This window comes from Pseudomonas sp. IPO3749, from assembly GCF_013386605.1.
GTDB classification, from domain to species: Bacteria; Pseudomonadota; Gammaproteobacteria; order Pseudomonadales; family Pseudomonadaceae; genus Aquipseudomonas; species Aquipseudomonas azotoformans_A.
In genome coordinates this window covers 78,890-105,811 of record NZ_JACARN010000053.1, presented here as the reverse complement: position 1 = coordinate 105,811, position 26,922 = coordinate 78,890, and the positions used below count along the sequence as shown (strand labels likewise).

Below are 26,922 nucleotides of genomic sequence, written 5' to 3'. Positions count from 1 at the left end.
GCGTCGGTGTATTTGGCAGGCGCGGTCGCGGTGGCGCTGTCGGGGGTGGTCGCTTGGGCGTTGTTGACGAGAAAGCCGCTGCTCAACGCTTGCTGAACGCCAGCCGTGCAGCGAACAACACAAAGATCAGGCCGGTGGTGCGGTCCATCCACTGGATCACCTTTTCGCGGCGCAGGAAGCCGGAAAGCGGCTGCGTAGCACCGATCAGCACCAGTGCCCAGATCACGCCAAGCAGCACGTGGATACTGACCAGATCGAACGTCAAGAGGATCAACGGCTGACCCTGGGGGATGAATTGCGGCAGGAACGACACATAGAAAATCCCCACTTTGGGGTTGAGCACGTTGCCCAGCATGCCCTTGATAAACCAGTTGCCGGCAGGTTTGCCCTGCACCTCGGCGCTCGCCAATGAGCGACGTGGACGCAGCAACATGTTCGAGCCCAGCCAGGCCAGGTACGCGGCGCCGCAGTACTTGAGCAGGTTGAAGGCGACTTCCGACACCGCAATCAACGCACCCAGGCCAAAGGCAACCGCCGCGCCCCACAGCAGGCAACCGGCATTGATCCCCAACGTGGCTTGCAACGCCTGGCGCTTGCCTTCCACCGTGGCGGTCCTGAGTACCAGCGCCGTATCGAGGCCGGGCGTGAGCGTCAGCAGCGTGGCGGCGAAGGTGAAGGCGAGGAGGTTGTCGGTGATGGACATGGGGGATTCATGATGGATGGAGGTGTGCCTAAGCATATCGCCAATATCCGGGGACGAGCGATTTTCCTGTGGGGAGCAGGCTTTATGTGGTGAGCGGGGCAAGCCTGCTCACCACAACAAGCCCGCTCACTACAGAAAGCGGGCATGCCACTGTTAACGTAGGCTCAGCGATTGAATCGCTCCACCAACGCATATTGGGTAGATGCGGTGTTCGTCAGCTCCTTGCTCAGGTCCGTGGATTGATGGGCTTGTATCGACGTCTGGTCGGCCAGTTCGGCGATGGTGGTGATGTTGCGGCTGATTTCCTCGGCGACCGCGCTCTGTTCCTCGGTGGCGGCGGCGATCTGGGTGGTCATGTCGGTGATATGGGACACCGCTTCGCTGATGCCGACCAGCGCCTGGTCCGCCTCCAGCACCCAGGCCACGCCTTCCTGGGCCTGGCGTTGGCCGTGTTCCATACTTTGCACGGCATTGTTGGAGGACGCTTGCAGTTGGGTGATCAACGCGTGGATCTGGGTGGTGGACTGGGACGTGCGTTGTGCCAGCTGCCGCACTTCGTCGGCCACCACGGCAAAACCTCGGCCTTGTTCGCCGGCACGCGCTGCTTCGATGGCGGCGTTGAGGGCCAGCAGGTTGGTCTGGTCGGCAATGCCTTTGATCACATCCACCACGCTGCCGATTTCGTCGCTGTCCTTGGCCAGTTGCGCCACGGTGGCGCCGGTTTCGCTGACCACCGCAGACAGGCGCTCGATCGCCTCGCGGGTGTCGCGTGCCACTTCGCGGCCGCGCCCGGTCAGGACGTTGGCCTGCTGGGTGGCGTCGGCGGTGCGTTGCACGTGGCTTGCGACTTCCTGGGTGGTGGCGGCCATCTGGTTGACAGCGGCCGAGACCTGTTCGGTTTCGACGCGCTGGCGGTCCAGGCCCTTGGAGCTGGCGGTGGCCAACTGATCGGATTGCCCGGCCAGGGCGCTCAGTTGCTCGGCGCTGTCCTGCAGGCGGGTGAGGCAGGTTTTCAGGCGTGCGTTCTGGCTGAGAAACGCCGTTTCCAGACGTGCCTGGGGCCCACGTGCGTCGCTGTACATCTGCGTGATCAAGGCATCCGAGGTCGAGGGCTCCACACCTTGCAACAGGCGCAATGTGCTGCCTTGGCGCGCGCGCGAGCAGAGCACGCCCACCGGTACCGCGACCGCAACGGCCACGGCAATGGCGACGGGCGCACTGAGGAACAGGCCGGCGAGGCTACCGGCTAACCCGGTTGCCAGGCAAGGCACGCAGCTGATGGCGGCAGGCAGCCAGGCTTCCTGGCGTGAAACAGCCGGCTTGCCCTGGCTGATGCGGCGGTACAGGGCCTGGGCTCGACGGATCTCATCGGCCGTGGGCTTGACCCGTACAGACTCGAAACCTACCACTTTGCTGCCATCGAATATGGGGGTGACGTAGGCATTGACCCAATAATGGTCGCCGTTTTTCGAGCGGTTCTTGACGATGCCCATCCAGGGCAGACCTTGCTTGAGCGCACTCCACATGTGCGCAAACACGGCGGGGGGCACATCGGGGTGACGCACGATGTTCTGCGGTGCGCCAATCAAATCAGCGCGTTCAAAACCGCTGATGTCGACGAAGGCGTCGTTGCAGTAAGTAATGACACCTCGGACATCCGTGGCGGAGATGAGTTTTTGCGAAGGCGCGAGGGAAATCTCACGCTGTGTTACAGGCTGGTTATTGCGCATTCCGACTACTCCCTGGTTGCCCACAGTCCATCGGCGCCATCTGCGAAAAGGTTAATCCACATTGGCCAATTCGCCAGCCACTGGTCAAAAGCCTGAAACTTCCCGGTGAAACCCCTCATAATGGCGGCCATTTTTGTTTAGCCGTTATTCTGGTGTGCCCCCATGGAAATCAAGGTCAACTTTCTCGACAACCTCCGGCTTGAAGCCAAGTTCGACGACTTCACGGTGATTGCCGACCAGCCCATTCGCTACAAAGGCGATGGCTCGGCACCGGGGCCGTTCGATTACTTCCTGGCGTCGTCGGCGTTGTGCGCGGCGTACTTCGTGAAGTTGTACTGCCAGACGCGCAATATCCCCACCGAGAACATTCGCCTGTCGCAGAACAACATCGTCGACCCGGAAAACCGCTATAACCAGATCTTCAAGATCCAGGTCGAGCTGCCGGCGGACATTTCCGACAAGGACCGCCAAGGCATCCTGCGTTCCATCGACCGTTGCACGGTCAAGAAAGTGGTGCAGGCCGGGCCTGAGTTCATCATCGAAGAAGTCGAAAACCTGGACGCCGACGCCCAGGCCTTGTTGATGCCCAACTCCACCTCCGAGGGTGGCACCTACATTGCCGGCAAAGACCTGCCGCTGGAGCAGACCATCGCCAACATGTCCGGCATCCTGGCCGGCCTGGGCATGAAGATTGAAATCGCGTCGTGGCGCAATATCGTGCCCAACGTGTGGTCGCTGCATATCCGCGACGCGCATTCGCCGATGTGCTTCACCAACGGCAAGGGCGCGACCAAAGAGGGCGCCTTGGCGTCGGCACTGGGCGAGTTCATCGAACGGCTCAACTGCAACTTCTTCTATAACGATCAGTTCTGGGGTGAGGAACTGGCGAATGCACCGTTTGTGCATTACCCGGATGAGCGCTGGTTCCAGCCAGGCCCCAACGACGAGCTGCCAGGTGAAATCCTCGATGCCTACTGCCTCAAAGTCTACAACCGCGAGGGTGAACTGCGTGGCTCGCACCTGTTCGACACCAACTCCGGCAACGAAGCGCGCGGGATTGTATCGCTGCCGTTCGTGCGCCAATCGGACGGTGAGGTGGTGTACTTCCCGTCCAACCTGATCGAAAACCTCTACCTCAGCAACGGCATGAGCGCTGGCAACACCTTGGCTGAAGCCCAGGTGCAGTGCCTGTCGGAGATCTTCGAGCGCGCCGTGAAGCGTGAAATCATCGAAGGCGAGTTCGCCTTGCCTGACGTACCGGCCGAGGTCTTGGCCAAGTACCCCGGCATTCTCGCCGGTATCCAGGGCCTCGAAGCCCAAGGCTTCCCCGTACTGGTGAAAGACGCGTCCCTGGGCGGCGAATTCCCGGTGATGTGCGTGACCCTGATGAACCCGCGCACCGGTGGTGTGTTTGCCTCGTTCGGCGCGCACCCAAGCCTGGAAGTAGCGCTGGAACGCAGCCTCACCGAGCTGCTGCAAGGCCGCAGTTTCGAGGGCCTCAACGACTTGCCGCAACCGACCTTCGAAGGTCAGGCGGTGACTGAACCGAACAACTTTGTCGAGCACTTCATCGACTCCAGCGGCGTGGTGTCGTGGCGCTTCTTCAGTTCGCAGTCGGACTACGAGTTTGTCGAGTGGGACTTCTCAGGCGAAGGCGAAGACTCCAATGCCCAGGAAGCCGCAACCTTGTTCGGCATTCTGGAGGGCATGGGTAAAGAGTCCTATATGGCCGTGTACGAACACCTTGGCGCCACCGCGTGCCGCATCCTGGTGCCGGATTATTCGGAAATCTACCCGGTAGACGATCTGATCTGGGATAACACCAACAAGGCGCTGTTTTTCCGCGAGGACATTCTCAACCTGCACCGCCTCGACGAGGAAGCGTTGCAAGCCTTGGTCGAGCGCCTGATCGAAAGCGAACTGGACGACTACACCGATATCACCACGCTGATCGGTATCGAGTTCGATGACAACACCGCCTGGGGCCAACTGACCATCCTGGAATTGAAGCTGCTGATCTTCCTGGCCTTGCAGCAATATGAAGAGGCCAAGGAGTGCGTGGAGATGTTCCTGCAGTACAACGACAACACTGCTGAACGTGGCCTGTTCTACCAGGCGATGAATGCGGTGCTGGAGATGGAGTTGGACGACGACCTGGAACTGGCCGACTACGAAGCCAACTTCCGTCGCATGTTTGGTAATGAGCGGATGGATGCGGTGATTGGCTCGGTGCAGGGTGATGTGCGTTTCTATGGCTTGACGCCGACCAGCATGAAGCTGGAAGGGCTGGACCGGCATTTGCGTTTGATTGACAGCTACAAGAAGCTGCATGCGGCGCGGGCCAATATCACCACAAACTGACACAAGCCTCTGTGGGAGCTGGCTTGCCTGCGATAGCATCACCTCGGTACATCTGAAATACCGAGGTGTCTGCATCGCCGGCAAGCCAGCTCCCACAGGGAATCGATGTCTGCTGTTAGATGTGTGCCAGGGCTTGAGCCAAGTCCGCCCGCAGATCCTCCACATCCTCAACCCCCACCGACAACCGCACCAACCCATCCCCAATCCCCAGCTGCGCCCGCGTTGCCGCCGGGATGCTCGCGTGGGTCATGATCGCCGGGTGTTCGATCAGGCTTTCCACACCGCCAAGGCTTTCGGCCAGGGCGAAGATCTTGACGTTTTCCAGGAAGCGCGTGGCGCCGGCCAGGTCGCTGTTCAGGTCAATCGAAATCATCCCGCCAAACCCACGCATCTGTTTGCGCGCCAGTTCATGCTGCGGATGGGACTTGAGGCCTGGGTAATAAACCCGTGCCACTTGCGGCTGCTGCTCCAGCCAGGTGGCGAGGTCGAGGGCGTTGCTGCAATGGCGTTCCATGCGCAGCGCCAGGGTCTTCACGCCGCGCAGGGTGAGGAACGCGTCGAAGGGCCCGGCGATGGCGCCCACCGAGTTCTGCAGGAAGCCCAGGCGTTCCGCCAGTTCAGGATTGTCGCCGACGATGGCGATGCCGCCGATGACATCGGAATGGCCATTGAGGTATTTGGTGGTGGAATGCACCACCACATCAAAGCCCAGTTCCAGTGGGCGCTGGATCCACGGGCTGGCGAAGGTGTTGTCGGCTACGCAAATGATGCCGCGATCGCGGCAGATACGCGCGATGGCGCTCAGGTCTGTGAGGCTCAGCAGCGGGTTGCTGGGGGTCTCGACCCAGACCATGCGCGTGTCAGGCTGCAGGGTCGCTTCAAACGCCGACAAGTCACTCAGGTCGACAAAGCTGAAGCGGTGCCCGGCGCTGCGTTGGCGCACTTTGTCGAACAGCCGGAAGGTGCCACCGTACAGGTCATTGCCGGAGACGATATGGGCACCGGCATCCAGCAACTCCAAGACTGTCGAAATCGCCGCCAGCCCGGAAGCGAAGGCAAACGCCTGGCTGCCGCCTTCCAGGTCCGCCACGCAGCGCTCCAGGGCAAATCGCGTGGGGTTGTGGGAGCGGCCGTAGTCGAAGCCTTTGTGTACGCCGGGGCTGTCTTGCAGGTAGGTGGAGTTGGCGTAGATCGGCGGCATCAGCGCGCCCGTGGTCGGGTCGGGGGACTGTCCAGCATGGATCACACGGGTGGCAAAGGCGCTTTTGTCGGATGGGCTCATGCAAGGGATCTCCGTAGGTGGTTGAGCAGGTCGACGCGGGTGATCAGGCCGTGGAAGCCTGAGGCGTCGGCAATAATGGCGACCAGTCCGCGATCCAGCTCCGCCTGCAGTTGCGCGAGGCTGGCGCTGGGGGATAGGGTTTGCAGGGTATCGGTCATGGCGCTGGAGACAATCATGGAGAAATGCGTGGCGTCCTGGTGCAGGCCCAGCAGGATGTCGGATTCATCGATCACACCCACCAGCTTCTGACCGTCCACCAACACGGGCAGCTGCGATACATCCGCCAGGCGCATGCGCTGAAAGGCAGTGAGCAAGGTGTCGTCGGGGCTCACGCTGATCACACGACCGTCTTCGAAGCGCCGCGCGATCAGGTCGCGCAGGTCGCCGTAGTGCTTGTAGTGCAAAAGGCCAGCGTCGTTCATCCATTGGTCGTTGTAGACCTTCGACAAATAGCGGGTGCCGGTGTCGCAGACGAAAGTCACCACGCGCTTGGGCTCGGTCTGTTCGCGGCAGTAACGCAGGGCGGCCGCGAGCAGGGTGCCGGTGGATGAACCGCCGAGAATGCCCTCTGCCTTGAGCAACTGCCGGGCGTGGTCGAAGCTTTCTTCGTCGCTGATGGAGTAGGCCTGACGCACGCTGGACAGGTCGGCAATCGACGGAATGAAGTCTTCGCCAATGCCTTCCACCGCCCAGGACCCCGGTGTTTCCATCTTGCCACTGCGGCTGTATTCGGCCATCACCGAGCCCACCGGGTCGGCCAGTACCATCGCCAGTTCGGGTTGTACGCGCTTGAAGAAGCGGGTCAGGCCGGTGAGGGTGCCGGCTGAGCCGACGCCGACGACGATCGCGTCCAGATCATGCTGGGTCTGTGCCCAGATTTCCGGTGCGGTGCTGGTTTCATGGGCCAGGGGGTTGGCCGGGTTGTTGAATTGGTCAGCGAAGAACGAGCCCGGAATGTCCTTGGCCAGGCGCGCGGCCACGTCCTGATAATACTCGGGGTGGCCCTTGCCCACGTCGGAGCGGGTGATATGCACCTCGGCGCCCATGGCCTTGAGGTGCAGTACTTTTTCCGTGGACATCTTGTCGGGCACCACCAGCACCACCCGGTAGCCCTTGGCCCGGCCGACCAGCGCCAGGCCCAGGCCGGTGTTGCCAGCGGTGGCTTCAATAATGGTGCCGCCGGGGCGCAAACGACCGTCGCGTTCGGCGGCGTCGATCATGGCCAGGCCGATGCGGTCCTTGATGGAGCCACCGGGGTTCTGGGATTCAAGCTTGAGAAACAACGTGCAGGGGCCGGTATCGAACCGGCTGACCCGAACCAGCGGCGTGTTGCCGATCAGTTCAAGGACGGCGGGGCGGGAAGGGCTGGGCATGGTGTCACCTGGTGCGAGTTGGCGTCGGGGTGGACCGCGAAATGCAACAAAATGCGAAGTGTGCCTTCGACCATAGGCCTGGAACGCAGCGCTCGCAACCGGGGAGTCCGCTGTTTATCTTTTTTTGGCGCATTGGCCTTCAGGGTTGCTTTTGCCGCCGGGCCAATGCCGGTGATGAGGCTTGCATCACCTGGTCCATGACCTGGGCTTGCCAGTCGAAATACGGGTTGAAGGTGAGCCGCGCATGCACTTTGCCCGGCTCGCGATAGCCCCAGTCCGAATACCACACGGGTTCGCCTGCGCGGCAACGCGCAAAGTCCTCATCGGTCTGGCCGTTCAGGCACACGCGCTGGCTGCCGCCGGGCCCGTACAGGGGGTTGTCGGGTGCGAACAGCACGCCCATGTGGGAGAACCGACTGACTTGTTGGGCCGGCAGGTGGTCAGTGCGCACCAGCAAGCGCGGTAATTGCGGTGATGTGGCGGGCTCGCCGTACCAGATCATGCGTGAGGCCGGGTGGGTGAAGCGCCCAGCGAAGCTCTCCCGTACAAACTCCACATCCACCACTGAGTCATGGGCCGCGCTGACGATCAGCACGGGTCTATCAAACGGCCGGTCTTCCAGCTTGTCGATGACAGATTTGCTGGTCTGGTAGAACTGCGCAAAGCCATTGGTAGGCACATTCTGGTAGCGCAACGGCGTTTGTTGCTGGCGCGGACCGTCCGGGTCACGTAGCCATGGCTTGATGTGGGCCAGCCAGGGCAGCAGCCAGATATAGCGATTACGCGCCTTGAACGCCGGCGAAAACATCAGCAGCCCGGCAATGTCTGGATTATCCATGGCGTACTCCAGCACCAGGTTGGCGCCGGTAGAGAAGCCGCCCAGGTAGACCTGGTCCGTCTCCCGACGCAGCAGCTCCACTTGTTGGGCCACGGTTCGGCGCCAATCCTCGATGTCCACGTCCAGCATGTCCGACGGCTGCGTGCCATGCCCTGGCAGCAACAGCGTGCGTACTCGATAGCCCCGCGAGGCCAGATGCGCGCCGATATCGCTGAAAGAACCCGGCGAATCGCCCAAGCCGTGCACCAGCAAAACGCCGTGGCCATTGGGCGTTTGCGCGACCCATTCACGCGGCGCATTCCAGTCCAGCTCCAAGCTGTGGTCCGTATCTTGAAAGCGTCGGTCGCGCTCAAGGTCCAACAGGGTTTGCTGGCGGTAGTGTTCAAAACTGTCGGGCGCGGGTGACGGCAGTACTGCCGAGTGGGCAGAGCAACCCGCCAGGCTGAGCAGTATCAGAAAACGCAGTGATTTCATTCAGATCCCCCGACCGATGCAATGTGCAGCCGACCTTACGCGGCCGTCTGCGCTATCGCCAACCAAAAATATGACCATTAGTAACGGCTGTGTGAGGCGATCAGATCGCCTCTGTCAGTCGGTTCCTATAATTGCGTCAGCCGGGTGACAACCGCATCGCTGGCGCGCTGCATCGGCGCCCGTAACTCGCTGCGGATCAACCCTTGCAACGCCAGGGCCGCTTTTACCGGCGCCGGGTTGGGCTCCATGAACAGCGTGTTGATCAAGGGCAGCAACTGGAAAAACGTCTCCCGCGCCTCCGACAGCTGGTTGTCCCGCACCTGCTGCCACAGCGCCACAAACCGTTCGGTGTGTACATGGGCCGACGCCGCAATCGCCCCGGTCGCGCCCAGGCACAGCGCGTTGAAGATCTGGATATCCTCGCCGCACAACACCGCCACGTTGCCACTGGCCAGCAACGCCAGGGTATTGCCCAGGTTGCCGCCACAGTCCTTGATCGCGACGATCCGCTCATGGGCGACGATGTTGAGCAAAGTGGCCTGCTCGAAGGTCGCCCCGGTGCGGTAGGGGATGTCATACAGGATGATCGGCACGCTGGACGCATCGGCCACTGTGCGGAAGAACGCTTCCAGGCCGCCCTGGGACGGGCGGATGTAGCTGGGCGCCGGCACCAGCAAACCGGCGACCGGGCGTTGCAGGATTTCGCGCTGGAAGTGCAACAGCTCAATCTGGTTGTAGCCCGCCAGGCCCATCACCACACGGTTTGCCGGCACCCACTGCAACACCGCATCGAGCACCGCCAACTGTTCCTGGCGACTCAGCGACGCCGCTTCCCCGGTGGTGGTGCACACCATGATCCCGGCCACGTGCTGTTCCAGCAGATGGCTGACCAGGCGGTGCAGGCCGATGAAATCAATGGCGCCGTCCTGGAACGGCGTGACCACGGGAACCCAGATACCTTGAAACGCTGACATGCACTTTCTCCTGATGATTGACCGCTGGAGTCACCGTCAGAAGGGCATAGGGAATTGTGCAAGGGAGGAAGGCCGTCGCGCTCAATGTCCTGTCAGCTCATCTGACGGGACAGCGCGCCCCGGTCACATGAGCGACTGTTTCTTCGATTTGAGGGCGTGCGCAACGCAACCTTGCGCCTTGGCAACGGAGCCAATGACGGAAAGGTTAACGGAAGACGTTGCAGTCATGAGATGACACACCCTGAATAATGCCTCCATCTTCATGGAATATTGCAGCGTGTGTCAACGGGATGTATTCGAGTTTATAGGGCCGTCGCCGGATATGTGCGCGTCGCAATCGTCCTGTCGTGCTTTCAACCAGCCGGTAGTCTATTCGCACCTTCCGGGAGAACCTCGATGATCCGACGCGCGTGTTTGGCCGCCTTGCTGACCCTGTCTGTGTCGACCGCCTTTGGCGCCTCGACCTACGACCACCTGTATGCTTTTGGCGACAGCTACTCCGACAATGGCGCGGGCGACGTGCTCACCACAAGGCTTGCCGCGCAGAAGGTCAAGGACGCCCAGGCACTGCCCGGCCCGCTGTACTGGAAGGGGCGCTGGAGCAACGGCCCGACCGCCGTTGAAGGCCTGGCCCAGGCATTGAAAACAGCACTGACCGACTACGCGGTGGGCGGCGCCAAAAGTGGCCACGGCAACTACTACACGTGGATGATGCCGACCCAGGACACTGGCGTGCTGGGCCAGGTTGCCGAGCATTTGCACGCCGCCAAGTCCCACAAGGCCGATCCCAAGGCGCTGTATTTCATTTTCATCTCGGCCAACGATTTTTTCGAATGGGCCGACTTCTCCCATCCTGAAACCATCGAAGCCCTGAGCGAATCCAGCCTGGCCAACATCCGCAATGCCACCGAGCAACTGGTGGCAGCGGGGGCCAGGCACGTGATGGTGGTGGGCACCACGGACCTCAGCCACGTGCCCGCCGTGGTGCAGGGCAACCAGGTCGACAACGCCAAGCACTACCAGCAGTTGCTCGCACAGAAGCTGCCGGCCGCGCTGGCGCAGATCGGCGGGGCGAAGATCACTTACTTCGACCACCTGGCGTTCAGCGATGCGTTACGCGCCAATCCGCCAGCCAATGGTTTCAAGGATATGGACACGCCATGCCAGCCCACCTACCCGGACGTGAAACCGGCGTGCGCCAACCCCGATGGCCATTACTACTGGGACGAATGGCACCCCACCCGCAAGGTCCACGCCCTGGCGGCAAAGGCCATGCTCAAGGCGTTGCCTTAGCCTGCGGCCACCGCCGCTTCAATGGCGGCGATGTCGATCTTCTTCATGGTCATCATCGCGTCAAAGGCGCGCTTGGCGACGGCCGGGTCCGGGTGGGTGACCGCGTCGGTCAGCACTCGCGGTGAGATCTGCCACGACAACCCCCACTTGTCCTTGCACCAGCCGCAGGCGCTTTCCTGGCCGCCGTTGCCGACGATGGCGTTCCAGTAACGATCCGTCTCGGCTTGGTCATCGGTGGCCACCTGAAATGAAAACGCCTCGGTATGGGGGAAGATCGGTCCACCGTTGAGGCCAATGCAATGGATGCCCAACACGGTGAAGTCCACGGTCAGCACATCCCCCTGTTTGCCGGACGGGTAATCACCGGGCGCCAGGTGCACGGCGTTCACCTTGCTGTCGGGGAAGGTCATGGCGTAGAAAGTGGCGGCCTCCAGGGCGGTGCCGTTGTACCAGAGGCAGAGGGTGTTCTTGCTTTTCATGGTCGGTCTCCACAGGAAAAGGGCTGTGTAGAGTCTAGACGGCCAGTTGCTGCTCGATGGCCCCCTTGTCGATAACCGACCACACGCGGGCAAATTTACCGTCCACCACTTCGTAGAACACATTTTCGTCGAACGTCACCGTGCGCCCATTGATCGGCAGGCCGAAGAACTCGCCCCTGGGCGTCACAGTGAAATTCAGGCGGCTGGCAACCGTCGGCGGATCGGCCACCACCAGTTGGATGCGGAACACCAAGTCCGGTATCTCGCGAAAATCCCGTTCCAGCATCGCGCGGTAGCCGGCAAGGCCGACCTGTTCGGCGTTGTAGGTTACGTCCGGGTGCACGAAGTCGCCCAGGCGCTCCCAATCCTGGCGGTTCAGGCAGTCGATATAGCCTTGGTAAAAGGTGGCGAGTTCGTCTCTAGTCATGTCTCAAGCCCTGCGCGCCATCAACAACACCGTCGCCGCCGCCGACAACAACCCCGCGCAGCACCGATTGAAAATCCGCTTGCCCCGAGGCTCGGCAAACCAGCGCCGCATGTGCAGGCCCATATAGGCGTAGGCGCTGATGGCGATCCATTCCAGCACCAGGAACATCGCGCCGAGCAGCGCAAATTGCGGGGTGATGGGCTCGCCGGGCACCACGAATTGCGGGAGGAAGGCGGTGAAGATCAGGATTGCCTTCGGATTGCCCGCCGCCACCAAAAACTCCTGCCGCGCCAACGCCCATAATCCCACCTTGGCCGTCGCGGACTGCGCCTCTGCCTCCGAATTGGCCCGCCACAACTGAAACGCCAGATAAAACAGATACGCCGCGCCCAGGATCTTGATCCCATAGAACAACAACTCAGACGTTTGCAGCACCACCGCCAAACCCGCAGAGGCGAGGGCGATCATACCGGCGAAGGCCAGCAGGCGACCAATGCCGGCCAGGCAGGAAGTGCGGTAGCCGTAGCGGGTGGAGTTGCTCACGGACAGCAGGTTATTGGGACCCGGCGCCATGTTCAGGGCGAAGCAGGCGGGGAGGAAAAGGGCGAGGGTGGCGAGGTCCATGGCGGCTCCGGGTTCGCGGGGGCGGGGAGGTGTGAGGATAAGGGGAGTGGAGGTCGTTGGACAGCCTCAGCCGTTCGTGTTGTGAGCTATCGCGGCATTTGCGACATCAGCGGCCATCTGTTCAGCACTGCGCATCCCGTCAATCCTTAAGACCGGAGCCGTCTGCTGTGATATCCACGCCTCATGCCACGCCCGGTTTCGCCCTGAGAAATTCGGGTCGTCATACTGCGAAGCCCATTCCCGGAAGCCCACGTGTATCGCGTGCATATCACCACCGGGTGCGATCCGCTCGCCAAAACGCGCCTTCTCGCGGGCAGCCAGGCGTTCGAGGCGAACGGGCGTGGGTGTGACCACAAAGACAATCAGGTCGGCATCAGCAATCAGCGCATCGCCCCAGACCATGCAGGAACCACTCAGCACCCAGCCGTCGTCACCGAATGCTTGTTGCATCAATGACACGCGATCAGCGGGAGGTCGCTTGGTGGTGAAAGGAGGGTTTGTGGGCATCCAGTAAAAGTCATCGACGTCGACTTGTCGTAGACCCAGCCGCGTGGCGAGGTTGTGACCCAGCGTGGTGACCCCTGCGCACGATGCTCCTGTGATGTAGATCCGCATTTTTTCCTCCATGAACACAAGCCGGGTCCCAGGTCAGGGAGATGACCTGCCCAGGCATTTCAGGGCAAAGGTTTCGGGGTGACGGTGTACCAACCCGACGGGGTTTTGGCACACACCTGCGGCCTGAGCGGTGTTTCAACCGTGTTGTTGCCTTGAACGGAAAGTTGGCGAACGGCAATCACGCAACCTGCCTTGAACGTGCTGATTTTGACCATCTGCAGTTCCATTTCATAGTCGTTACCGGGCTCGGGGATGAGTGTGACAGGCGCGGGAAAGCAGGACATTTGCGAACCGCCCATGGCGAACCCTGCAATAAAGGGTTTACCCGCCGCAATGACGTGCTCGTCAAACACTTTAGGCGACTGGTTGATGGCTTTGCTCGCCTTGCTGGCAGGCATGCCGATCACACTGTTCTGGCTGTCGGTGGCTCTGAAAGGGTAGAGGCCCGCCGAGTCGACATGCGCATTTTGCCATCCGGCTTCTTCAGGCGTTTTGGTCAGCAGGGCCCCGTTGTAAAACGCTTCGCAGGTCTGGCCACTGAGGAATCCCGCATTGGTGGTGTCACCCGTGATCAGGCGGACGCGGGCCGAGTTGGCCGGGTCGTATTGGCTGATCTGGGCTTCGTTGCGCACGTCGGTTTTGGTGGTGGCGCAGCCGATAAGCGTCAAGCTGAGCGCCAGGGGAAAGAGAGAACGCATGGGTAACCTTCATATCCTGTGAGGGTGTGGCTTGAGGGGGAGACCTATTGATCAGCGTTCCAAACCGCCAGTTCATAGCCATCCGGATCGGTGAAGTGGAACCTGCGTCCACCCGGGAATGAAAATGTCTCGCGGGTGATGACAGCCCCCAGGGCTTTGAGCCGCTGCTGCGTGGCATCGAGATCATCGGCGTACAAGATGACTAACGGGCCACCCGGCCGAACCGGCTCCCCCGTGGTGAACCCGCCTGTCAGGCGCCCATCGCTGAACTCGGTATAGGTGGGGCCGTAATCAACAAACGTCCAACCGAACGCGCCGCCGTAGAAGGTTTTGCTGCGGGCGATATCGCTGACGTTGAATTCGATGTTGTCGATTTGCCGGTCTTTACCTTGAGTGCTCATGCTTGCCTTCCTGGCTGATCTTTTCGAGCGGCGAGTGTAGCGTGAACGTCCGCCTGCATGAAGACGGCAATCATGCCTATGATGCACCCGACTACAGAATTGATCGGAGTGGACAGCGTGCTGAACATTGGAATCCTGGGCGTCGGTGAGCTGACGGAAAAGGTAGTGATCGGCCTGCGGCGCAGCGGCTTTGGCGGTCGGGTGCTGCTGTCCCCGCGTAACCACGAACGTGCGCAGCAACTCAGTGCGCAATGGGACTGTGAGGTGATGGCTGACAATCAACAGGTTGTCGATGGGGCGGACTTGTTGGTGCTGGGCGTGCGCCCGGAGGTGGTCGATCAGCTTTCGAATGAAGTGCAGCTCAGACCTGAGCAAACGCTGGTGTCGTTGGTGGCGGGATTGCAGCTGGCCGAGTTGCAACGCCGGTTTCCGCAGGCGCGTGTGGTGCGCGCCATGCTGTCCTATGCCGCGCAGATCAACCAGACAACCGTGGTGATCACGCCCGGTGGCGAACCCCACGCAACGCTGCTGGGCGCGCTTGGATCATTGGTTGTATTGGATCAGGAAGAGGCGTTCGAACTGGCCACCGTCGCGGCTTGCATGAACGGCTGGTTCTATTTCTTCCTGAGTGATCTTCAGCAGTGGTTCACCGACAAAGGCCTGTCCAAGGATCAGGCCGCCCAACTGGTGATGGGCAACCTGCAAGACTGCCTGGCCAGCGCCCGCCATCAGCCAAAGGCCAGTCTCGAAGCGTTGGGTAGCGCCATTGCCACGCCCGGCACCTTTACGGCGGCCGGGCTGGAGGTGCTCAGGAATAACCGAGCGTCCCAGGCATGGACAGCGGCGGCTGATGAAGTGCTTGAACGCCTGCACAAGCCGCTGCCGACAGGCTTGGCGAAGAAACAGTGAGCGGGGATGAAGCATCGCGCGAGCGTCGCTTCATCCCCGTTCTACTTACCCCGCGACAGCCGGCACGGGTGTGTTGAGCAATTGTTGCTCCCACAGGTACGCAATGCCGCTACCCGCAGCATGCTGCTGAAGCACCTCGGTCAGCGCGCCTGCCGTTTCGCTGCGCGCCCAGTCGCGCTGCCATTCGGCGGCTATCGCCAGCCAGGTCATCATGTTCGCGCCGGCCGCAATCATGCGCTGGATCGCTACCTGATGGGCCTCGACGGAAACAGCGCCCGAGGCGTCGGTGATCACGGTCACGTCCCAGCCTTCGCCGAGGGCTTGGATCACCGGCATGGCCACGCAGATTTCAGTCCACAGGCCCGCGATGACCAGTTGCTTGCGGCCAGTGGCTTTTACTGCGTCCACCACGGCCTGATCTTCCCAGGTGTTGATGAGCGTACGGTCGATGACCGTTTGGCCGGGAAACACATCGGTGATTTGCGGGAAGATGAAACCGCCACGTTCGGCGATTACGCTGGTCAGGATGGTGGGTACATTGAAGGCCTTGGCGGCTTTGGCGAGTGCCGTGGCATTGTTGACTACCATCTGCGGCTCATGGCTGTTCAGGTTGGTGAGTTGGTAAGGCTGATGGTCAATCAGAACGAGTACCGAATCTTCCGGGCGAAGCAGCGAGTCAATGCCGTTACGAAAAGTCATTGATACATCCTTTGTTGTCGTTGTGAGCGGGATCAGCTATCAAGCAGTGCGCAGGTGGCCGCATTGCTTGTGGACAGCACTGTGCTTTTCTCTCACTCATTGCGGTAGTCGCGCGCGGTGGTTAGCTGTGTCGCTCAAAGGGGAACACTGATTTGGATATCGAAGAACTTCAGACCTTCGTGGAGGTTGCCGATGCGGGGGGCGTTTCGCCTGCTGCGGTGAGGCTTGGTGTGTCCAAGTCAATCGTCAGTCGCAGGTTGGCGCGCCTGGAAGCAGAACTTGGCGTGCAGTTACTGGCCCGGTCTACGCGTGGGGCCGCGCTGACTGAGGCCGGCGCTACGTTTCGCGACTATGCCGCCAGGGTCTGTGCGGAAATGGACGTTGCCAGGGAAGCGATCCTGCCCGCCGGAGCGTTGCGAGGCCGCCTGCGAGTGGCCGCGCCGCTGTCTTTCGGCCCCACCCATTTCGCCCCCGTGTTGGCGGAAATGGCTCGGCGTCACCCGCAACTGCATATCCAGACCTGCTACAGCGATCGCTTTGTTGACCTCATCGCAGAGGGTTATGACTGTGCGATACGGGTCGGCTACCTGCAGGACTCCAACCTGATTGCACGCTGCATCGGGCCGATCAAGGGCAAACTGGTTGCGATTCCGGGGTATATCAAGGCCCATGGTGCGCCGCAGAAGCCGGAGGAGTTGATCGCCCATCAAGCCCTCATGCAGAGCACCGAAGCCTGGCAATTTCTGGAGGGCGACAAGGTCGTTGCGGTGCGTCCCCAGGGGCGCTTCAAGGCAGACAGCGGTGTGGCGTTGGTGGCTGCCGCCGTAGCCGGCCTGGGGATCGCGTACCTGCCCGATTGCCTCACGCACGACAGCCTGGCCAGCGGTGCGCTGGTGCCGATCATGACGGCGTATCCACCCCCTCCGGCAGGTGCCTACATGGTCCGGCCGGCAGGTCAGCATCCGGCCCAGAAGATTCGGGTTCTCACCGAACTTTTGATCGAGTATTTCGGTACGTCTCCGCACTTTGCGGGTGACGTCGCCAGGTGAAAACGCTGGCGCCAGGCGTGGTTTACAGCCGATGGTGCTCCAGCAAAAAGTCCACAAACACGCGGATCCGCGCCGGCATGCTCGCACCGCCGACAAACACCACGTGGATCGGCTCCCTGTCGCCGGGGTTCCAGGGTTCCAGCAGGCGCACCAGGTCACCGCGTTGCAGGTCTTCTGCCACCGTGAATTCGCCGATGCGTGCGATACCGGCGCCCAGTCGCGCCAGTTGCGCGAGCGCTTCGCCACTGCTGCATTCGATATTGCCGTTGATCTTCAGCGAAAACTCGCGGCCATCACGGGCGAAGGGCCAGTCGGATTGGGCGCGGCGGAAGTTGAAGCGCAGGCAGTTGTGTCGCAGCAAGTCGTTCGGTTCCAGCGGTGTGCCGTGTTGCTGGAGGTACGCAGGTGACGCCACCAGCGCTTGGCCGGTATCACCGATGCGGCGTGCTGTCAGCGGGCTGTCTGGCAGGTCGCCAAAGCGGATCGCCACGTCCGCTTGGCCGCCCAGGATGTCGACCACTTCGTCGCCCAAGGTCAAATCCACCACAATGTTCGGGTAGCGGGCGCTGAATGCCGCCACCAAGGGCACGATGGCCATACGACCGTGGCCCAGGGCTGCACTGACCCGCAACCGGCCTTTGGGGGCGCCCTGGTCGGCGATGGCTTCTTCGACTTCGGCCATGTCGGCCAGGATGCGCCGGGCGCCGCGAAGGTACACCTCGCCTTCGGCCGTGAAGGCGAGGGCGCGGGTCGTGCGAATCAGCAGGCGGGTGCCCAGGCGCTGTTCCGTGCGTGCGATGACACGGCTGACGGCCGAGGGCGTCAGGCGTAACGCCCGCGCCGCCGCCGACAGGCTGCCTTCTTGCGCCACCATCGCGAATACTGCCATCTCACCCGACCTGCCGTTGAAATCCATTTTTGCCTCGCGCGCAAAGGTGATTGCCAATTAAACGGTCTAGTGCCGTTAAAGCGTTGATCGTAGCATTTGCGGCATAAATGAGGAGTCTTCCATGCGTATCAATCCACCCCTTGTAGCCCTTGCCGTCGGTGCCTTTGGCATTGGCGTCACTGAGTTCGCGCCCATGGGCATGTTGCCCACCATCGCCAATGACCTTGGCGTGTCTATTCCCACTGCAGGGCTGTTGGTCAGCGCCTATGCCCTGGGGGTGCTGCTCGGCGCGCCCCTGATGATCTTGACCACCGGCAAGATTCCCCGGCGCTATCTGCTGGTGGGGCTTATGGCCATTTTCACCTTGGGTAACGTGATGTCGGCGCTTGCCACCGGCTATTACGACCTGTTGATCGCCCGCGTCATCACTTCACTCAACCACGGTGCGTTTTTTGGCGTCGGCTCCATCGTCGCGGCCAGTGTGGTCGCGCCGGACAAGCGTGCCGGAGCCGTCGCCGCGATGTTTATGGGCCTGACCCTGGCGACCATTGGCGGTGTGCCGCTTGCGACCTGGTTTGGTGAGCTGCTTGGCTGGCGTACGGCGTTCTGGGGCATTGGCGGATTGGGCCTGGTGACCATGCTCGCGCTGTGGTTGCGCTGCCTAACCTGCCACTGCCGAAAAGCGACGGCGTGCTGGCCGAAATCAAGGTGTTGGGGCGTGGTTCGGTACTGGCGGCGCTAGCCCTGACCGTGGTCGGTTCGGGTGCGATGTTCACCGTGTTTACCTATATCGCGCCGATCCTGAGCAATGAGACCCATGCGTCTACCCCGTTTATCACGGCCATGCTGGTGCTGTTTGGCGTCGGGCTGACCCTGGGCAATATGTGGGGCGGCAAGGCGGCAGACCGTTCGATTGACCGGACCCTGATCGTCTCGCTGAGCGCACTGATCCTGGTCCTGCTGGCCTTTGCATTCCTGATGCGCTGGCCGATTCCGGCGGCGGTGAGCATTCTGATCTGGGGTATCGCCAGCTTTGCCGTCGTGCCGCCGTTGCAGATGCGCGTGATGGAAGCGGCCAAGGATGCACCGAACCTGGCCTCGGCCGTGAACATCGGCGCTTTCAACTTCGGTAACGCGATTGGTGCAGCAGTGGGTGGCGCAGTGATCAACGCAGGGCTGGGCTATCCGGCGATTTCCCTGGCCGGCGCCGCAATGGCGGGCTTGGGGTTGCTGATGGTCGTGAGCTTCGCCTGGAGTTCCAGGACTCGCATGGCTGCGGCGGTTTAGGAAATCGAGTATCGTTGGCCGCCTCAGCTGCCAGCCTGTTGCAGGCGCAGCGCATGATCGATGGTTCAGGGAAGACGGGCATGGCACTCAGGGTGATGGTGATCGGCGGCTACGGCAATTTCGGCAGCATCGTGTGCCGACATCTGGCGGTAGCACCGGGCATTGAGCTGGTAATCTCGGGCCGTGATCCACGCAAGTTACAGCGCAAACTCGACGCGTTGAACGCGCAGCCCGGCACGGTGTGCGAAGGCTGGTGCGGCGACGCGATGGGGGCGGGATTCGCGGATGTTTTACAGTCCAGGCGCATCCAGTTAGTGATTCATACCGGCGGGCCGTTCCAGGGGCAGTCCTATGCGGTTGCGCTGAGCTGCATCGAGGCGGGTGTGAACTACTGCGACCTGTCCGACTGCCGCACCTTCGTCAATGGCGTAGGCGTGCTGGATGCGCAGGCCAAGCAGGCGGGCGTGGCCATTCTCAGTGGTTGCAGTTCGGTGCCGACACTGTCATCGGCGCTCATCGACCAGTACCGGTCGCGCTTTACGCGCATCGACTCGATCGAGCATGGCATTTCCTCTTCGGCCAAGATGCCGGGCCTGTCGACGATCGAAGGGGTGCTGGCCTACGCGGGCAAACCCATCAAGCAACTCAGGAATGGCCAGGTACAAGAAGTGCTGGGTTGGCAGGACCTGACGCTGCGCAAAATGCCTGGACTGGGCACGCGAGTGCTGGCCAACGTGGACGTGCCGGACATGGATATTTTCGCCAGCCGCTACGGCGCCCACACCTTGCGCTTCAAGGCGGGCGCGGGGCTCAAACTGGGTGGCGTCGCCAACGGGTTACTGGCCCAGGCTCGGCGGCTGGGGATCGTGCGTGATCATGTCACTTGGGCCGCGCGGCTGCATCGGTTGGGCACTTGGTTTGAACGGTTTGGCGACGGTAAAAGCGCGATGTACATCGATGTGCAGGGCGTGGGGGCTGACGGCCAACCCTTGTCACTGGCCGTGCAATTGACGGCCTTGAATGACAAAGGCCCGGAAATCCCCAGCTGCGCTGCTGTTGCGCTGGCTGTCAAGAACGCCCAGGGCTACTCGCCCGAACCCGGCGCGCGACCGTGCGTCGGTGAGATTACCGTCGACGAGTACATGGCCGCCATCAACGACCCGGCGAACCTGAGTCTGTCTGTACGGTTCTCGGACTAGCGCACCACGCCGCTCAACTAATCATCGTTGCGGCCAATGCCAGTCAGTCAAGGCAATGCGGCCTCTGTGGTGAGCGGGCTTGTCCCGCGCTGGGGCGCGAAGCGGCCCTAAAAACAGACGTCGCGTTTCGTCAGGCTGAAATGGGCCTGCAGTAATGGGGCTGCTTCGCAGCCCAGCGCGGGACAAGCCCGCTCACCACAAGAGGGTGGACGTCTTTGGTTCCCTTAACTGACCGGCATTACTCATAGCGGTGCCTTCAAGAAACGCCGCTCATGGTCTGGATGCGACAACAGGCAAGTGTCGTACCGCCCGAAAATCCGATAGCGATTGCGTGCGATGCGGTCGTAGCCCAATCCCGCAGCCCGCGCGGGATGATGCGCAACAACAGCAATGGACGCCACGCGCAATTTCAACCACAACAGCGCCCAACTGTGGGAGCAACTGTCTTGGCAGCTTTCAAAAAGCATCATCGGCTGACACAGCGCTATCACAACTGCTCATCGTTGTTTTGGAACTTAGCGCGAGAACACCGGCGCGGTGCTTTTGTCCTCCGGCCCCACGTAATGCAAGGAAATCCTCGACGTCTCCGGCAACGCCAACCCACCCGCCAACGCCAGCAACGCTACGGCAATCAGGTAGAACGCCGGTGACAGATTGCTACCCGTGGTGCTGATCAACCAGGTCGCCATCAACGGTGCGGTGCCGCCGAAGATCGTGTAGGCCAGGTTGTAGGTGATCGCCGAGGCGGTGTAGCGCGTGCGGGTTGGAAAGGTTTCCGACAGCAAGGCGGCCGTAACCACGCCACACAGCACGGCCCCTACCGCCAGCAACATCACGCCGACGATGGAGGCCGCGAACGAACCGGAACTGGCCATCAGGAACGACGGATACACGACCACCATCAACAACACACAGGCGGTCATCACGGTGACACGACGGCCGACTCGATCCGAATACAACCCCGCCAGTGGGCAGATCGCCGCCGCGAAGATCAACGCAATCAGCGACACCAGCAACGCCATCGCCCGACTCAAGCCGCCGGCCACTTGCAGGTAGGTCGCGAAGTAAGTGGTGAACATATAAAACGACAGCGCCGTCAGTGACACAAAAGCGCCCAGGCAGCAGATCGCCGCACCATGGTTGCGCAGGGTTTCCTTGAGCGGGGAGTGGGCCACGGTGTGCTCCTCTTTCACCGCCTGGAAAGCGGGCGTCTCGTCCAGCTTCCAGCGCAGGTAAAGCCCCACCAGGCCCAGCGGCGCGGCGATCAGAAATGGCAGGCGCCAGCCCCAACTGCCCATGGCCTCGGCGGACAACGACGCTTCCAGCGCATACGCCACCACCGCGGCGGCGGCGAAGGCGGAAAACGTCGACACCGGCACGAAGCTGCCGTACCACGCGCGTTTGTCACTCGGTGCATGTTCCATGAGATAGGCACAGGCCCCGGCGTATTCGCCGCCGGCGGAGAAGCCCTGGGCGCAGCGGATCAGCGATAACAGGATCGGCGCCGCTACGCCGATAGCTGCGTAGGTGGGAAGCAGGCCGATCAGGGTGGTGGCGCCGGCCATCAACAGGATCGTCATGGCCAGCGTACGTTTGCGGCCGATGCGGTCACCCAGCATGCCGAAGAAAATCCCGCCCAGGGGGCGGAAGGCAAACGCCACGGCAAACACGGCGAAGGTCTTGAGCAACGCGGCGCTGGCATCGCCGCTGGGGAAGAATTGCTGCGCGATGGTGGTGGCGAGGAAACCGTAGACGGCGAAGTCGAACCACTCGACAAAGTTACCGATGCCGGCGGCGATAATGACCTTACGCAAGGTCTGGGGGCTGACCTGTTCGGTGGATGGGCTCGTCATGGGGGGAGGCCTCGGGATAGGTGCGGGGATGACTGATTATCGGGGCAGGCTGTTGGGCGACGGGGCCCAAAAGAGTCGTCCGCGTAGTCAGCAGCGACTTGCTGGTGGTGGTGAAGGCAGGATTTGGGCCAGGTGAGGCGGGGCGCTTGTGCGCAACTGTGGTTAAGACTTTAACAATGGTTTACATCGCCGAATCGATGATGCCGGTATGGTTTGTGGCTACTGGCAAAACATGATGAGTAACCCATGCAGTCGAGCGACAATCTGTTGAATCCGGAGCTGATCAACATCCGGCGGCTGTTCACAACGCCTTTGGCCAGCATCCAATACCCCAATGCAGACACGCTCAACGCTGAGCTCAAATCGGTGGTCACACAGCGCATGGCGCAGGATCAGTCTGGCGCTCAGCGCAGCAACGATGGCGGTTGGCAGTCCGCGAACGATTTTCAGGCGTGGGGTGGGGATGCCTGCAGCGCGTTGGTGGCGTTTGCTACGCGGTTTGCCACTGAGCTGACCGCCGTTCATCACGAAGGCTTCGGACTGACCGAGCCCGGTTTCGAGTGGAAACTCAACGCGTGGGCCAATGTGAACGAGGCGGGCCACAGCAATGCGCTGCATGGGCATCCTGGCGCATTTTGGTCAGGTGTTTACTGGGTCGATGCGGGGGGGCGTGAAGAGGACGCCACCGTCGGCGGCGACCTGGAATTCGTTGATCCGCGAGGCATGGTTGCCTCGACCTACAACCCCGCCTTGCGCATGCGGGTCGAGGATTGCCTGACTGCCGGTTTCAGCAGCATCTGTGTCGCCAGCAGCGGGACATTGATCATGTTTCCGTCCTGGTTGATGCACTCGGTACGACGCTTTGAGGGCACGCGGCCACGGATCTCGATCGCGTTCAACTTCGGCACATGACGACCCTGAACGTTCACTGATGGAAGCGTCTGCCCAACGCATCCAACCGCACCGCAATCGGCGGTAGCTGCTCACTGCTGCGCGCCAGGGTTTCCACATCGTTGGCGGTGCTTTGCGCAATGCTCTGCACCGACTGCAACCGCCCGACAATCTCCAGGTTCGCGGTGGTCTGCTCGCGGGTGGTGGTCACGATCCGGCCGTTCAGGTCGTCGATGTGCGCAATGTCGTTGCCCACGGCGCGCAGCATGTCGACGGCGACCTGGCTGTCTTCCACGCAACGCTCCACGCCTTGGCGACTGTCGTGCATGGCTTCGACGGCCTGGCGGCTGCCGTGTTGCAGGCCTTCGATGATGGTCTTGATTTCCTGGGTGGACACCGCCGTGCGCTGCGCCAGGCTGCGCACTTCGTCGGCGACCACGGCGAAGCCACGGCCTTGCTCGCCGGCGCGGGCGGCTTCGATGGCGGCGTTGAGGGCGAGCAGGTTGGTCTGGTTGGCGATGCTGTTGATCACTTCGAGTACGCTGCCGATCTGCTCGGCTTGCACGGCCAGGCCCTGCACGGTTTCATGGGTGCCGTTGAGGCGCGAGGCCAACTGGGTGATTTCCTGCTGGGCCCGGCTGACGCTTTCCTGGCCGCGTTGGATTTGTTGACTGGCCTTGCCGGCGTGGTCCACCGCTTGCTCGACGTGCACGGCGATGTGGCCCATGGCGTCTTCCATGCGCTGCATCGAGCCGGTCATCTGGGTGATTTCCGCCAACTGGTGCCGTGCGCCTTTTTCCAGGGTGCCGCTGGCGCTGGCCAGGGCCTGGCCGAGTTGGCCGAGGCCGTGGGAGTCGCGGGCGACACCGTCGATCAGGTGTGTGATCTGTTGCAGGAAGTGGTCGAAACGCTTGGCCAGGGACACATGCACCTTGCCGTCACCTTGGGTGGTCTGCGCGCTGAATTGGGAGGTGACCGCGAGCATCTTCTCCAGCATTTCCTGGCTTTCGACCGCTTCAGCCTGGCTGTGTACGGCCAGGTAGAGCAGGGCGACGGTTTCCATCACCACGTAGAACGTGTGGACGAACACCATGGTCCAGCCGCCGTGATGTTCCATCACGAACACCGGGAAGCCTTGGTGTTGCAGGGCATGGAACACCACGTGATGCACGGCGATGGTGGCGGCCGCGACCAGGATCGGCAGCCAGTCACGATAAAACGTCAGCACCGCCAACAGCGCGAAGATCCCGAAGTGCGATTCGATCACGCCCTGGGCCTGGTTGATGTGCAGCGCCGCCATCACCATGAGGCCTGCGCCGAGGGCGCAACGCATCACGCGGGTGCCGCCTATCGCTCGGTACAGCGCCGTGAGCACCACGCTGGTGCCACCGCCGACAATGGCCGCTTGAATCAGGGTGTCATGCCAGAGCGCCAGGCCCAGGGAGAACAGGAACATCAGCCAGATCAACGCCAGCATGATGCGGTCGGCTTTACGGTAATGCTCGAAAAAACGCGCGCGGGTGGGCATTCACACTTACTCCATGTGGTCTGGCCGAATCAAAGTGAGGGCAGGGTGGAGCGAATCAGGGTTTTTTGGTTTTTATAGGATTCAGTGATGCCAAGCGGTTATCGGCATCAGAAGGCGGGACTTGAGGAACGGCTACCCGGGCGGGTAGCCGTTGATCGGATCGCGATCAGAAGCTGTATTTGGCAGTCAGCATCATGTTGCGGGGTGTGCCGTAGGAATCACCGCCATAGCTCACGGAGTTGGAGATGGACTGGTAGTAGCGACGGTCAAAGATGTTGTTGGCGTTGAGTTGCAGGTCAAGGTGCTGGTTGACCTGGTAACCGGCCATCAGGTCGGTGACGGCGTAGGCGCCTTGCTTGAGGCGGTAGGTGCTGCCGTCCGCGACTTTGAAGTCGTTGTACATGCGGCTCTGCCAGGAGACGTTGCCGCCCACGCGGAGTTTTTCCAGGGCACCCTGGAAGTGGTAGTTAGTGGTCAGTTTGAACAGGTGTTCCGGGGTGTCGGTGTCGAACTGCTGGTTGACGTTCTGCGGGTTGGCTTGATCCTTGATGGTGTGGGTACGCGCGTAGGTGTAGCCACCGCCGACCTGCCAGTTCTCGGTCAGGGCGCCTTGCAGTTCAAAGTCGATACCCTGGCTGCGGATTTCGCCTGAGGCTTCGGAGCAGCTGGCCTGCGGACAGTTAGGCACCACCACATCCACCGCGCGGTTTTCCTGGTCGACGCGGAACAGCGCCACGCTCGCATTCAGCGCACCGCCGAGGTATTCGCCCTTGATGCCCACTTCATAGTTCTTACCGACAATCGGCTTGACGGGGTTGCCGGAGGTGTCCTTGGCGCTTTGCGGCGTAAAGATGTCGCTGTAGCTGACATAGACCGAGTGATGGTCGTCCAGGTCGTAGATCAAGCCGGCGTAGCGGGTGAGGTTACGCGTGACCTTGTAGTCGCCGGAGTTGTCGGCACCGCCATGGGCATCGTAGTCATACCAGTCCAGGCGCCCACCGAGGATCAGCTTCAACGGGTCGGCCAGGTTCAGGCGCGTGGTGACGTAGACCCCATCCTGGGTGGTGACGTCACGGTCGTTGGTGGTGTGGACGAAGTCCGGTTTGCCCGCCGTGAGCGGCCAGTTGAGGTTGTAGGGGCTGTAGTTGTGGGTGGTCATGTCGTAGATGCGTCGGCTGGCGCCCACGATCAGTTCATGGGTACGTCCGAACGCTTGGAAGGGGCCGCTGGCGAAGGCGTCGACGCCTGCCTGGTTTTCATCGTAGGCCGCCTGGTAGACGGTGCGCGCCAGCGTGTTATTGACCCAACGTGACTGGTAGGAGCCGGAGAACAATGCGTTTTGTTCGGCATAGTTGGCGTTGACTTGCAGTTTCCAGTCGTTGGCCAGTTGCTGGCGCAGTTCAGCAAATACCGTGTTGACTTCCTGGTCTTTGTTCTCCCAGTCGGTGCCTGGGTTGTAGGACCGTGGCAGGTTCAGGTGATGACCATCCTGGCCGACCATCGACGAACCCCAGAAATAGTTGGTCTTGTCTTTCTGGTTCGAGAAACCGAGCGTCAGGGTGGTGTCTTCGCTCAGGTCGGCTTCGGTGACGGCATAGAACAGGCCGTGATATTCCTCGGCGTTGTCGATGAAACTGTTGGCATCGCGGTAGGACGTGACGACCCGGCCGCGCCAGGTGCCACTGTCGTTGAGGGGGCTGGAGGCGTCGAGTTCGCCACGGTAGTCGTCCCAGCTGCCGGCGGCGCCGGTGAGGGTGACTTTTTGTTCGTCCAGTGGCCGCTTGCGTACCAGGTTGATGGCCGCCGAAGGGTTACCCGCGCCGGTTATCAGGCCAGTGGCGCCGCGCACAATCTCGACGCGATCGAACATCGCCAGGTTCGGCTGAGAGCCTACGGAGACGCCGTTATAGCCGGTGGGGATGCCGTCGTACATCAGGTTGTCGATGTCGAAACCGCGGGACGTGTAGGACTGCCGGCCAGGACCGCTGGAGAAGTTGAGGAACAGACCGGGCGTGGCTTTGACCACATCATTGATGCTGGTCATCGCCTGGTCATCCATGCGTTGGCGCGTAATGACGGTAACGGCCTGCGGGGTTTCACGCATGGTCAACGGCAGCTTGGTCGCGGTTTTCATCGCGCCGGTGGTGTAGGACTGCGTGCCTTCGGTGGTTTCGCCCAGTTGCGCTTCGCCGGAGATTTGCGTGGTCCCCAGTTCAAGGGTGGCGGCGGGTGCCTGGGTCTCGGCGGCAAAGGCCGCCGTTGAACTTGCAAGACAGACGGCCAACGCCATCAGACTGGGTGAAAAACCTTTACCGCCGTGTTGTTGCACAGACATGGAACTGACTC

At 61.6% G+C, this 26,922-nt stretch carries 23 protein-coding genes and 2 pseudogenes; 7 read left to right on the top strand and 18 right to left on the bottom strand.

Annotated elements, in window-relative coordinates; translation table 11 throughout:
* Positions 1-82 precede the first annotated feature (82 nt).
* Together HX812_RS21185 and HX812_RS21180 are read right to left on the bottom strand one after the other, a co-directional pair.
* Positions 83-703, bottom strand: a complete 621-nt coding sequence (locus tag HX812_RS21185) for a LysE family translocator (RefSeq protein ID WP_038849649.1) — start codon at positions 701-703, stop codon at positions 83-85.
* Between the two features lie 164 nt (positions 704-867).
* Positions 868-2,433, bottom strand: a complete 1,566-nt coding sequence (locus HX812_RS21180) for a PAS domain-containing methyl-accepting chemotaxis protein (protein ID WP_038849651.1) — start codon at positions 2,431-2,433, stop codon at positions 868-870.
* A gap of 162 nt (positions 2,434-2,595) precedes the next feature.
* Here HX812_RS21180 and HX812_RS21175 point away from each other — a divergent pair, with 162 nt between their 5' ends.
* Positions 2,596-4,794 (top strand): OsmC domain/YcaO domain-containing protein, encoded by a 2,199-nt coding sequence (locus tag HX812_RS21175; RefSeq protein WP_038849653.1) that lies wholly within the window; start codon positions 2,596-2,598, stop codon positions 4,792-4,794.
* A gap of 115 nt (positions 4,795-4,909) precedes the next feature.
* Here the strand turns inward: HX812_RS21175 and HX812_RS21170 are convergent, their stop codons facing one another.
* The 4 genes from HX812_RS21170 to dapA form a co-directional block, all read right to left on the bottom strand.
* The gene (locus HX812_RS21170) at positions 4,910-6,076 is read right to left on the bottom strand and encodes a cystathionine gamma-synthase (RefSeq protein WP_038849655.1); all 1,167 of its coding nucleotides are present in this window, start codon (positions 6,074-6,076) and stop codon (positions 4,910-4,912) included.
* On the bottom strand, positions 6,073-7,449 hold the full coding sequence (locus HX812_RS21165; RefSeq protein WP_038849656.1) for a cystathionine beta-synthase: 1,377 nt from the start codon (positions 7,447-7,449) through the stop codon (positions 6,073-6,075). Before HX812_RS21165 ends, HX812_RS21170 begins: the two co-directional genes overlap by 4 nt.
* A 139-nt stretch (positions 7,450-7,588) precedes the next feature.
* The gene (locus HX812_RS21160; protein ID WP_080642428.1) at positions 7,589-8,761 is read right to left on the bottom strand and encodes a carboxylesterase; all 1,173 of its coding nucleotides are present in this window, start codon (positions 8,759-8,761) and stop codon (positions 7,589-7,591) included.
* A gap of 125 nt (positions 8,762-8,886) precedes the next feature.
* A complete protein-coding gene (gene dapA / locus HX812_RS21155) occupies positions 8,887-9,735 on the bottom strand; it encodes a 4-hydroxy-tetrahydrodipicolinate synthase (RefSeq protein WP_038849659.1) in 849 nt (282 codons plus the stop codon).
* Positions 9,736-10,131: 396 nt separating this feature from the next.
* Here dapA and HX812_RS21150 point away from each other — a divergent pair, with 396 nt between their 5' ends.
* A complete protein-coding gene (locus HX812_RS21150; RefSeq protein WP_038849661.1) occupies positions 10,132-11,028 on the top strand; it encodes an SGNH/GDSL hydrolase family protein in 897 nt (298 codons plus the stop codon).
* Here the strand turns inward: HX812_RS21150 and HX812_RS21145 are convergent.
* From HX812_RS21145 to HX812_RS21120, 6 genes are all read right to left on the bottom strand, one after another.
* Entirely contained in the window at positions 11,025-11,507 is a 483-nt protein-coding gene (locus HX812_RS21145) for a VOC family protein (RefSeq protein WP_016979938.1), read from the bottom strand. The two genes, HX812_RS21150 and HX812_RS21145, sit on opposite strands and share 4 nt — an antisense overlap.
* A 34-nt stretch (positions 11,508-11,541) precedes the next feature.
* Entirely contained in the window at positions 11,542-11,934 is a 393-nt protein-coding gene (locus HX812_RS21140; protein ID WP_038849663.1) for an ester cyclase, read from the bottom strand.
* Between the two features lie 3 nt (positions 11,935-11,937).
* Positions 11,938-12,558 carry a LysE family translocator gene (locus HX812_RS21135; RefSeq protein ID WP_038849666.1) on the bottom strand — a complete coding sequence of 207 codons (621 nt, stop codon included), beginning with the start codon at positions 12,556-12,558 and terminating at the stop codon, positions 11,938-11,940.
* A gap of 66 nt (positions 12,559-12,624) precedes the next feature.
* Positions 12,625-13,173, bottom strand: a complete 549-nt coding sequence (locus tag HX812_RS21130) for an adenylate kinase (RefSeq protein ID WP_038849668.1) — start codon at positions 13,171-13,173, stop codon at positions 12,625-12,627.
* A gap of 59 nt (positions 13,174-13,232) precedes the next feature.
* Positions 13,233-13,871: a hypothetical protein gene (locus HX812_RS21125; RefSeq protein WP_038849669.1), complete on the bottom strand. Its 639-nt coding sequence runs from the start codon at positions 13,869-13,871 to the stop codon at positions 13,233-13,235.
* 44 nt (positions 13,872-13,915) lie between these two features.
* Positions 13,916-14,272 carry a VOC family protein gene (locus tag HX812_RS21120; protein WP_033896551.1) on the bottom strand — a complete coding sequence of 119 codons (357 nt, stop codon included), beginning with the start codon at positions 14,270-14,272 and terminating at the stop codon, positions 13,916-13,918.
* 78 nt (positions 14,273-14,350) lie between these two features.
* Here HX812_RS21120 and HX812_RS21115 point away from each other — a divergent pair, with 78 nt between their 5' ends.
* Entirely contained in the window at positions 14,351-15,181 is an 831-nt protein-coding gene (locus HX812_RS21115) for an NAD(P)-binding domain-containing protein (protein WP_177128164.1), read from the top strand.
* A 45-nt stretch (positions 15,182-15,226) separates the two neighbouring features.
* Here the strand turns inward: HX812_RS21115 and HX812_RS21110 are convergent, their stop codons facing one another.
* Positions 15,227-15,880, bottom strand: a complete 654-nt coding sequence (locus HX812_RS21110) for a hydrolase (RefSeq protein ID WP_038849671.1) — start codon at positions 15,878-15,880, stop codon at positions 15,227-15,229.
* Positions 15,881-16,032: 152 nt separating this feature from the next.
* On the opposite strand from HX812_RS21110, the gene HX812_RS21105 reads away from it, so the two are divergent.
* Complete coding sequence (locus tag HX812_RS21105) at positions 16,033-16,929, top strand: LysR family transcriptional regulator (protein WP_038849673.1); 897 nt, start codon at positions 16,033-16,035, stop codon at positions 16,927-16,929.
* A 22-nt stretch (positions 16,930-16,951) separates the two neighbouring features.
* Here the strand turns inward: HX812_RS21105 and HX812_RS21100 are convergent, their stop codons facing one another.
* Positions 16,952-17,845 (bottom strand): LysR family transcriptional regulator, encoded by an 894-nt coding sequence (locus tag HX812_RS21100; RefSeq protein ID WP_080642429.1) that lies wholly within the window; start codon positions 17,843-17,845, stop codon positions 16,952-16,954.
* Positions 17,846-17,939: 94 nt separating this feature from the next.
* On the opposite strand from HX812_RS21100, the pseudogene HX812_RS21095 reads away from it, so the two are divergent.
* Both HX812_RS21095 and HX812_RS21090 read left to right on the top strand, forming a co-directional pair.
* Positions 17,940-19,105, top strand: a pseudogene (locus HX812_RS21095) (MFS transporter).
* A gap of 80 nt (positions 19,106-19,185) precedes the next feature.
* A complete protein-coding gene (locus tag HX812_RS21090) occupies positions 19,186-20,304 on the top strand; it encodes a saccharopine dehydrogenase family protein (RefSeq protein ID WP_038849685.1) in 1,119 nt (372 codons plus the stop codon).
* Positions 20,305-20,546: 242 nt separating this feature from the next.
* Here the strand turns inward: HX812_RS21090 and HX812_RS32135 are convergent.
* Both HX812_RS32135 and HX812_RS21085 read right to left on the bottom strand, forming a co-directional pair.
* Positions 20,547-20,704 (bottom strand): annotated as a pseudogene (locus HX812_RS32135) (thiol-disulfide oxidoreductase); the annotation flags it as partial.
* 115 nt (positions 20,705-20,819) lie between these two features.
* Positions 20,820-22,157 carry an MFS transporter gene (locus HX812_RS21085; RefSeq protein WP_038844656.1) on the bottom strand — a complete coding sequence of 446 codons (1,338 nt, stop codon included), beginning with the start codon at positions 22,155-22,157 and terminating at the stop codon, positions 20,820-20,822.
* A gap of 246 nt (positions 22,158-22,403) precedes the next feature.
* Here HX812_RS21085 and HX812_RS21080 point away from each other — a divergent pair, with 246 nt between their 5' ends.
* Complete coding sequence (locus HX812_RS21080) at positions 22,404-23,069, top strand: TIGR02466 family protein (RefSeq protein ID WP_038844654.1); 666 nt, start codon at positions 22,404-22,406, stop codon at positions 23,067-23,069.
* Positions 23,070-23,082: 13 nt separating this feature from the next.
* Here the strand turns inward: HX812_RS21080 and HX812_RS32260 are convergent, their stop codons facing one another.
* Positions 23,083-24,576 (bottom strand): methyl-accepting chemotaxis protein, encoded by a 1,494-nt coding sequence (locus HX812_RS32260; protein ID WP_038844652.1) that lies wholly within the window; start codon positions 24,574-24,576, stop codon positions 23,083-23,085.
* Positions 24,577-24,742: 166 nt separating this feature from the next.
* Positions 24,743-26,911, bottom strand: a complete 2,169-nt coding sequence (locus tag HX812_RS21070; RefSeq protein WP_038844649.1) for a TonB-dependent siderophore receptor — start codon at positions 26,909-26,911, stop codon at positions 24,743-24,745.
* Positions 26,912-26,922: the final 11 nt, after the last annotated feature.

Bases quoted from the DNA above. Each gene is read 5' to 3' on its own strand.
- HX812_RS21185 (WP_038849649.1), bottom strand. From the start codon at position 703: ATGTCCATCACCGACAACCTCCTCGCCTTCACCTTCGCCGCCACGCTG.
- HX812_RS21180 (WP_038849651.1), bottom strand. From the start codon at position 2,433: ATGCGCAATAACCAGCCTGTAACACAGCGTGAGATTTCCCTCGCGCCT.
- HX812_RS21175 (WP_038849653.1), top strand. From the start codon at position 2,596: ATGGAAATCAAGGTCAACTTTCTCGACAACCTCCGGCTTGAAGCCAAG.
- HX812_RS21170 (WP_038849655.1), bottom strand. From the start codon at position 6,076: ATGAGCCCATCCGACAAAAGCGCCTTTGCCACCCGTGTGATCCATGCT.
- HX812_RS21165 (WP_038849656.1), bottom strand. From the start codon at position 7,449: ATGCCCAGCCCTTCCCGCCCCGCCGTCCTTGAACTGATCGGCAACACG.
- HX812_RS21160 (WP_080642428.1), bottom strand. From the start codon at position 8,761: ATGAAATCACTGCGTTTTCTGATACTGCTCAGCCTGGCGGGTTGCTCT.
- dapA (WP_038849659.1), bottom strand. From the start codon at position 9,735: ATGTCAGCGTTTCAAGGTATCTGGGTTCCCGTGGTCACGCCGTTCCAG.
- HX812_RS21150 (WP_038849661.1), top strand. From the start codon at position 10,132: ATGATCCGACGCGCGTGTTTGGCCGCCTTGCTGACCCTGTCTGTGTCG.
- HX812_RS21145 (WP_016979938.1), bottom strand. From the start codon at position 11,507: ATGAAAAGCAAGAACACCCTCTGCCTCTGGTACAACGGCACCGCCCTG.
- HX812_RS21140 (WP_038849663.1), bottom strand. From the start codon at position 11,934: ATGACTAGAGACGAACTCGCCACCTTTTACCAAGGCTATATCGACTGC.
- HX812_RS21135 (WP_038849666.1), bottom strand. From the start codon at position 12,558: ATGGACCTCGCCACCCTCGCCCTTTTCCTCCCCGCCTGCTTCGCCCTG.
- HX812_RS21130 (WP_038849668.1), bottom strand. From the start codon at position 13,173: ATGCGGATCTACATCACAGGAGCATCGTGCGCAGGGGTCACCACGCTG.
- HX812_RS21125 (WP_038849669.1), bottom strand. From the start codon at position 13,871: ATGCGTTCTCTCTTTCCCCTGGCGCTCAGCTTGACGCTTATCGGCTGC.
- HX812_RS21120 (WP_033896551.1), bottom strand. From the start codon at position 14,272: ATGAGCACTCAAGGTAAAGACCGGCAAATCGACAACATCGAATTCAAC.
- HX812_RS21115 (WP_177128164.1), top strand. From the start codon at position 14,351: ATGATGCACCCGACTACAGAATTGATCGGAGTGGACAGCGTGCTGAAC.
- HX812_RS21110 (WP_038849671.1), bottom strand. From the start codon at position 15,880: ATGACTTTTCGTAACGGCATTGACTCGCTGCTTCGCCCGGAAGATTCG.
- HX812_RS21100 (WP_080642429.1), bottom strand. From the start codon at position 17,845: ATGGATTTCAACGGCAGGTCGGGTGAGATGGCAGTATTCGCGATGGTG.
- HX812_RS21090 (WP_038849685.1), top strand. From the start codon at position 19,186: ATGGCACTCAGGGTGATGGTGATCGGCGGCTACGGCAATTTCGGCAGC.
- HX812_RS21085 (WP_038844656.1), bottom strand. From the start codon at position 22,157: ATGACGAGCCCATCCACCGAACAGGTCAGCCCCCAGACCTTGCGTAAG.
- HX812_RS21080 (WP_038844654.1), top strand. From the start codon at position 22,404: ATGCAGTCGAGCGACAATCTGTTGAATCCGGAGCTGATCAACATCCGG.
- HX812_RS32260 (WP_038844652.1), bottom strand. From the start codon at position 24,576: ATGCCCACCCGCGCGCGTTTTTTCGAGCATTACCGTAAAGCCGACCGC.
- HX812_RS21070 (WP_038844649.1), bottom strand. From the start codon at position 26,911: ATGTCTGTGCAACAACACGGCGGTAAAGGTTTTTCACCCAGTCTGATG.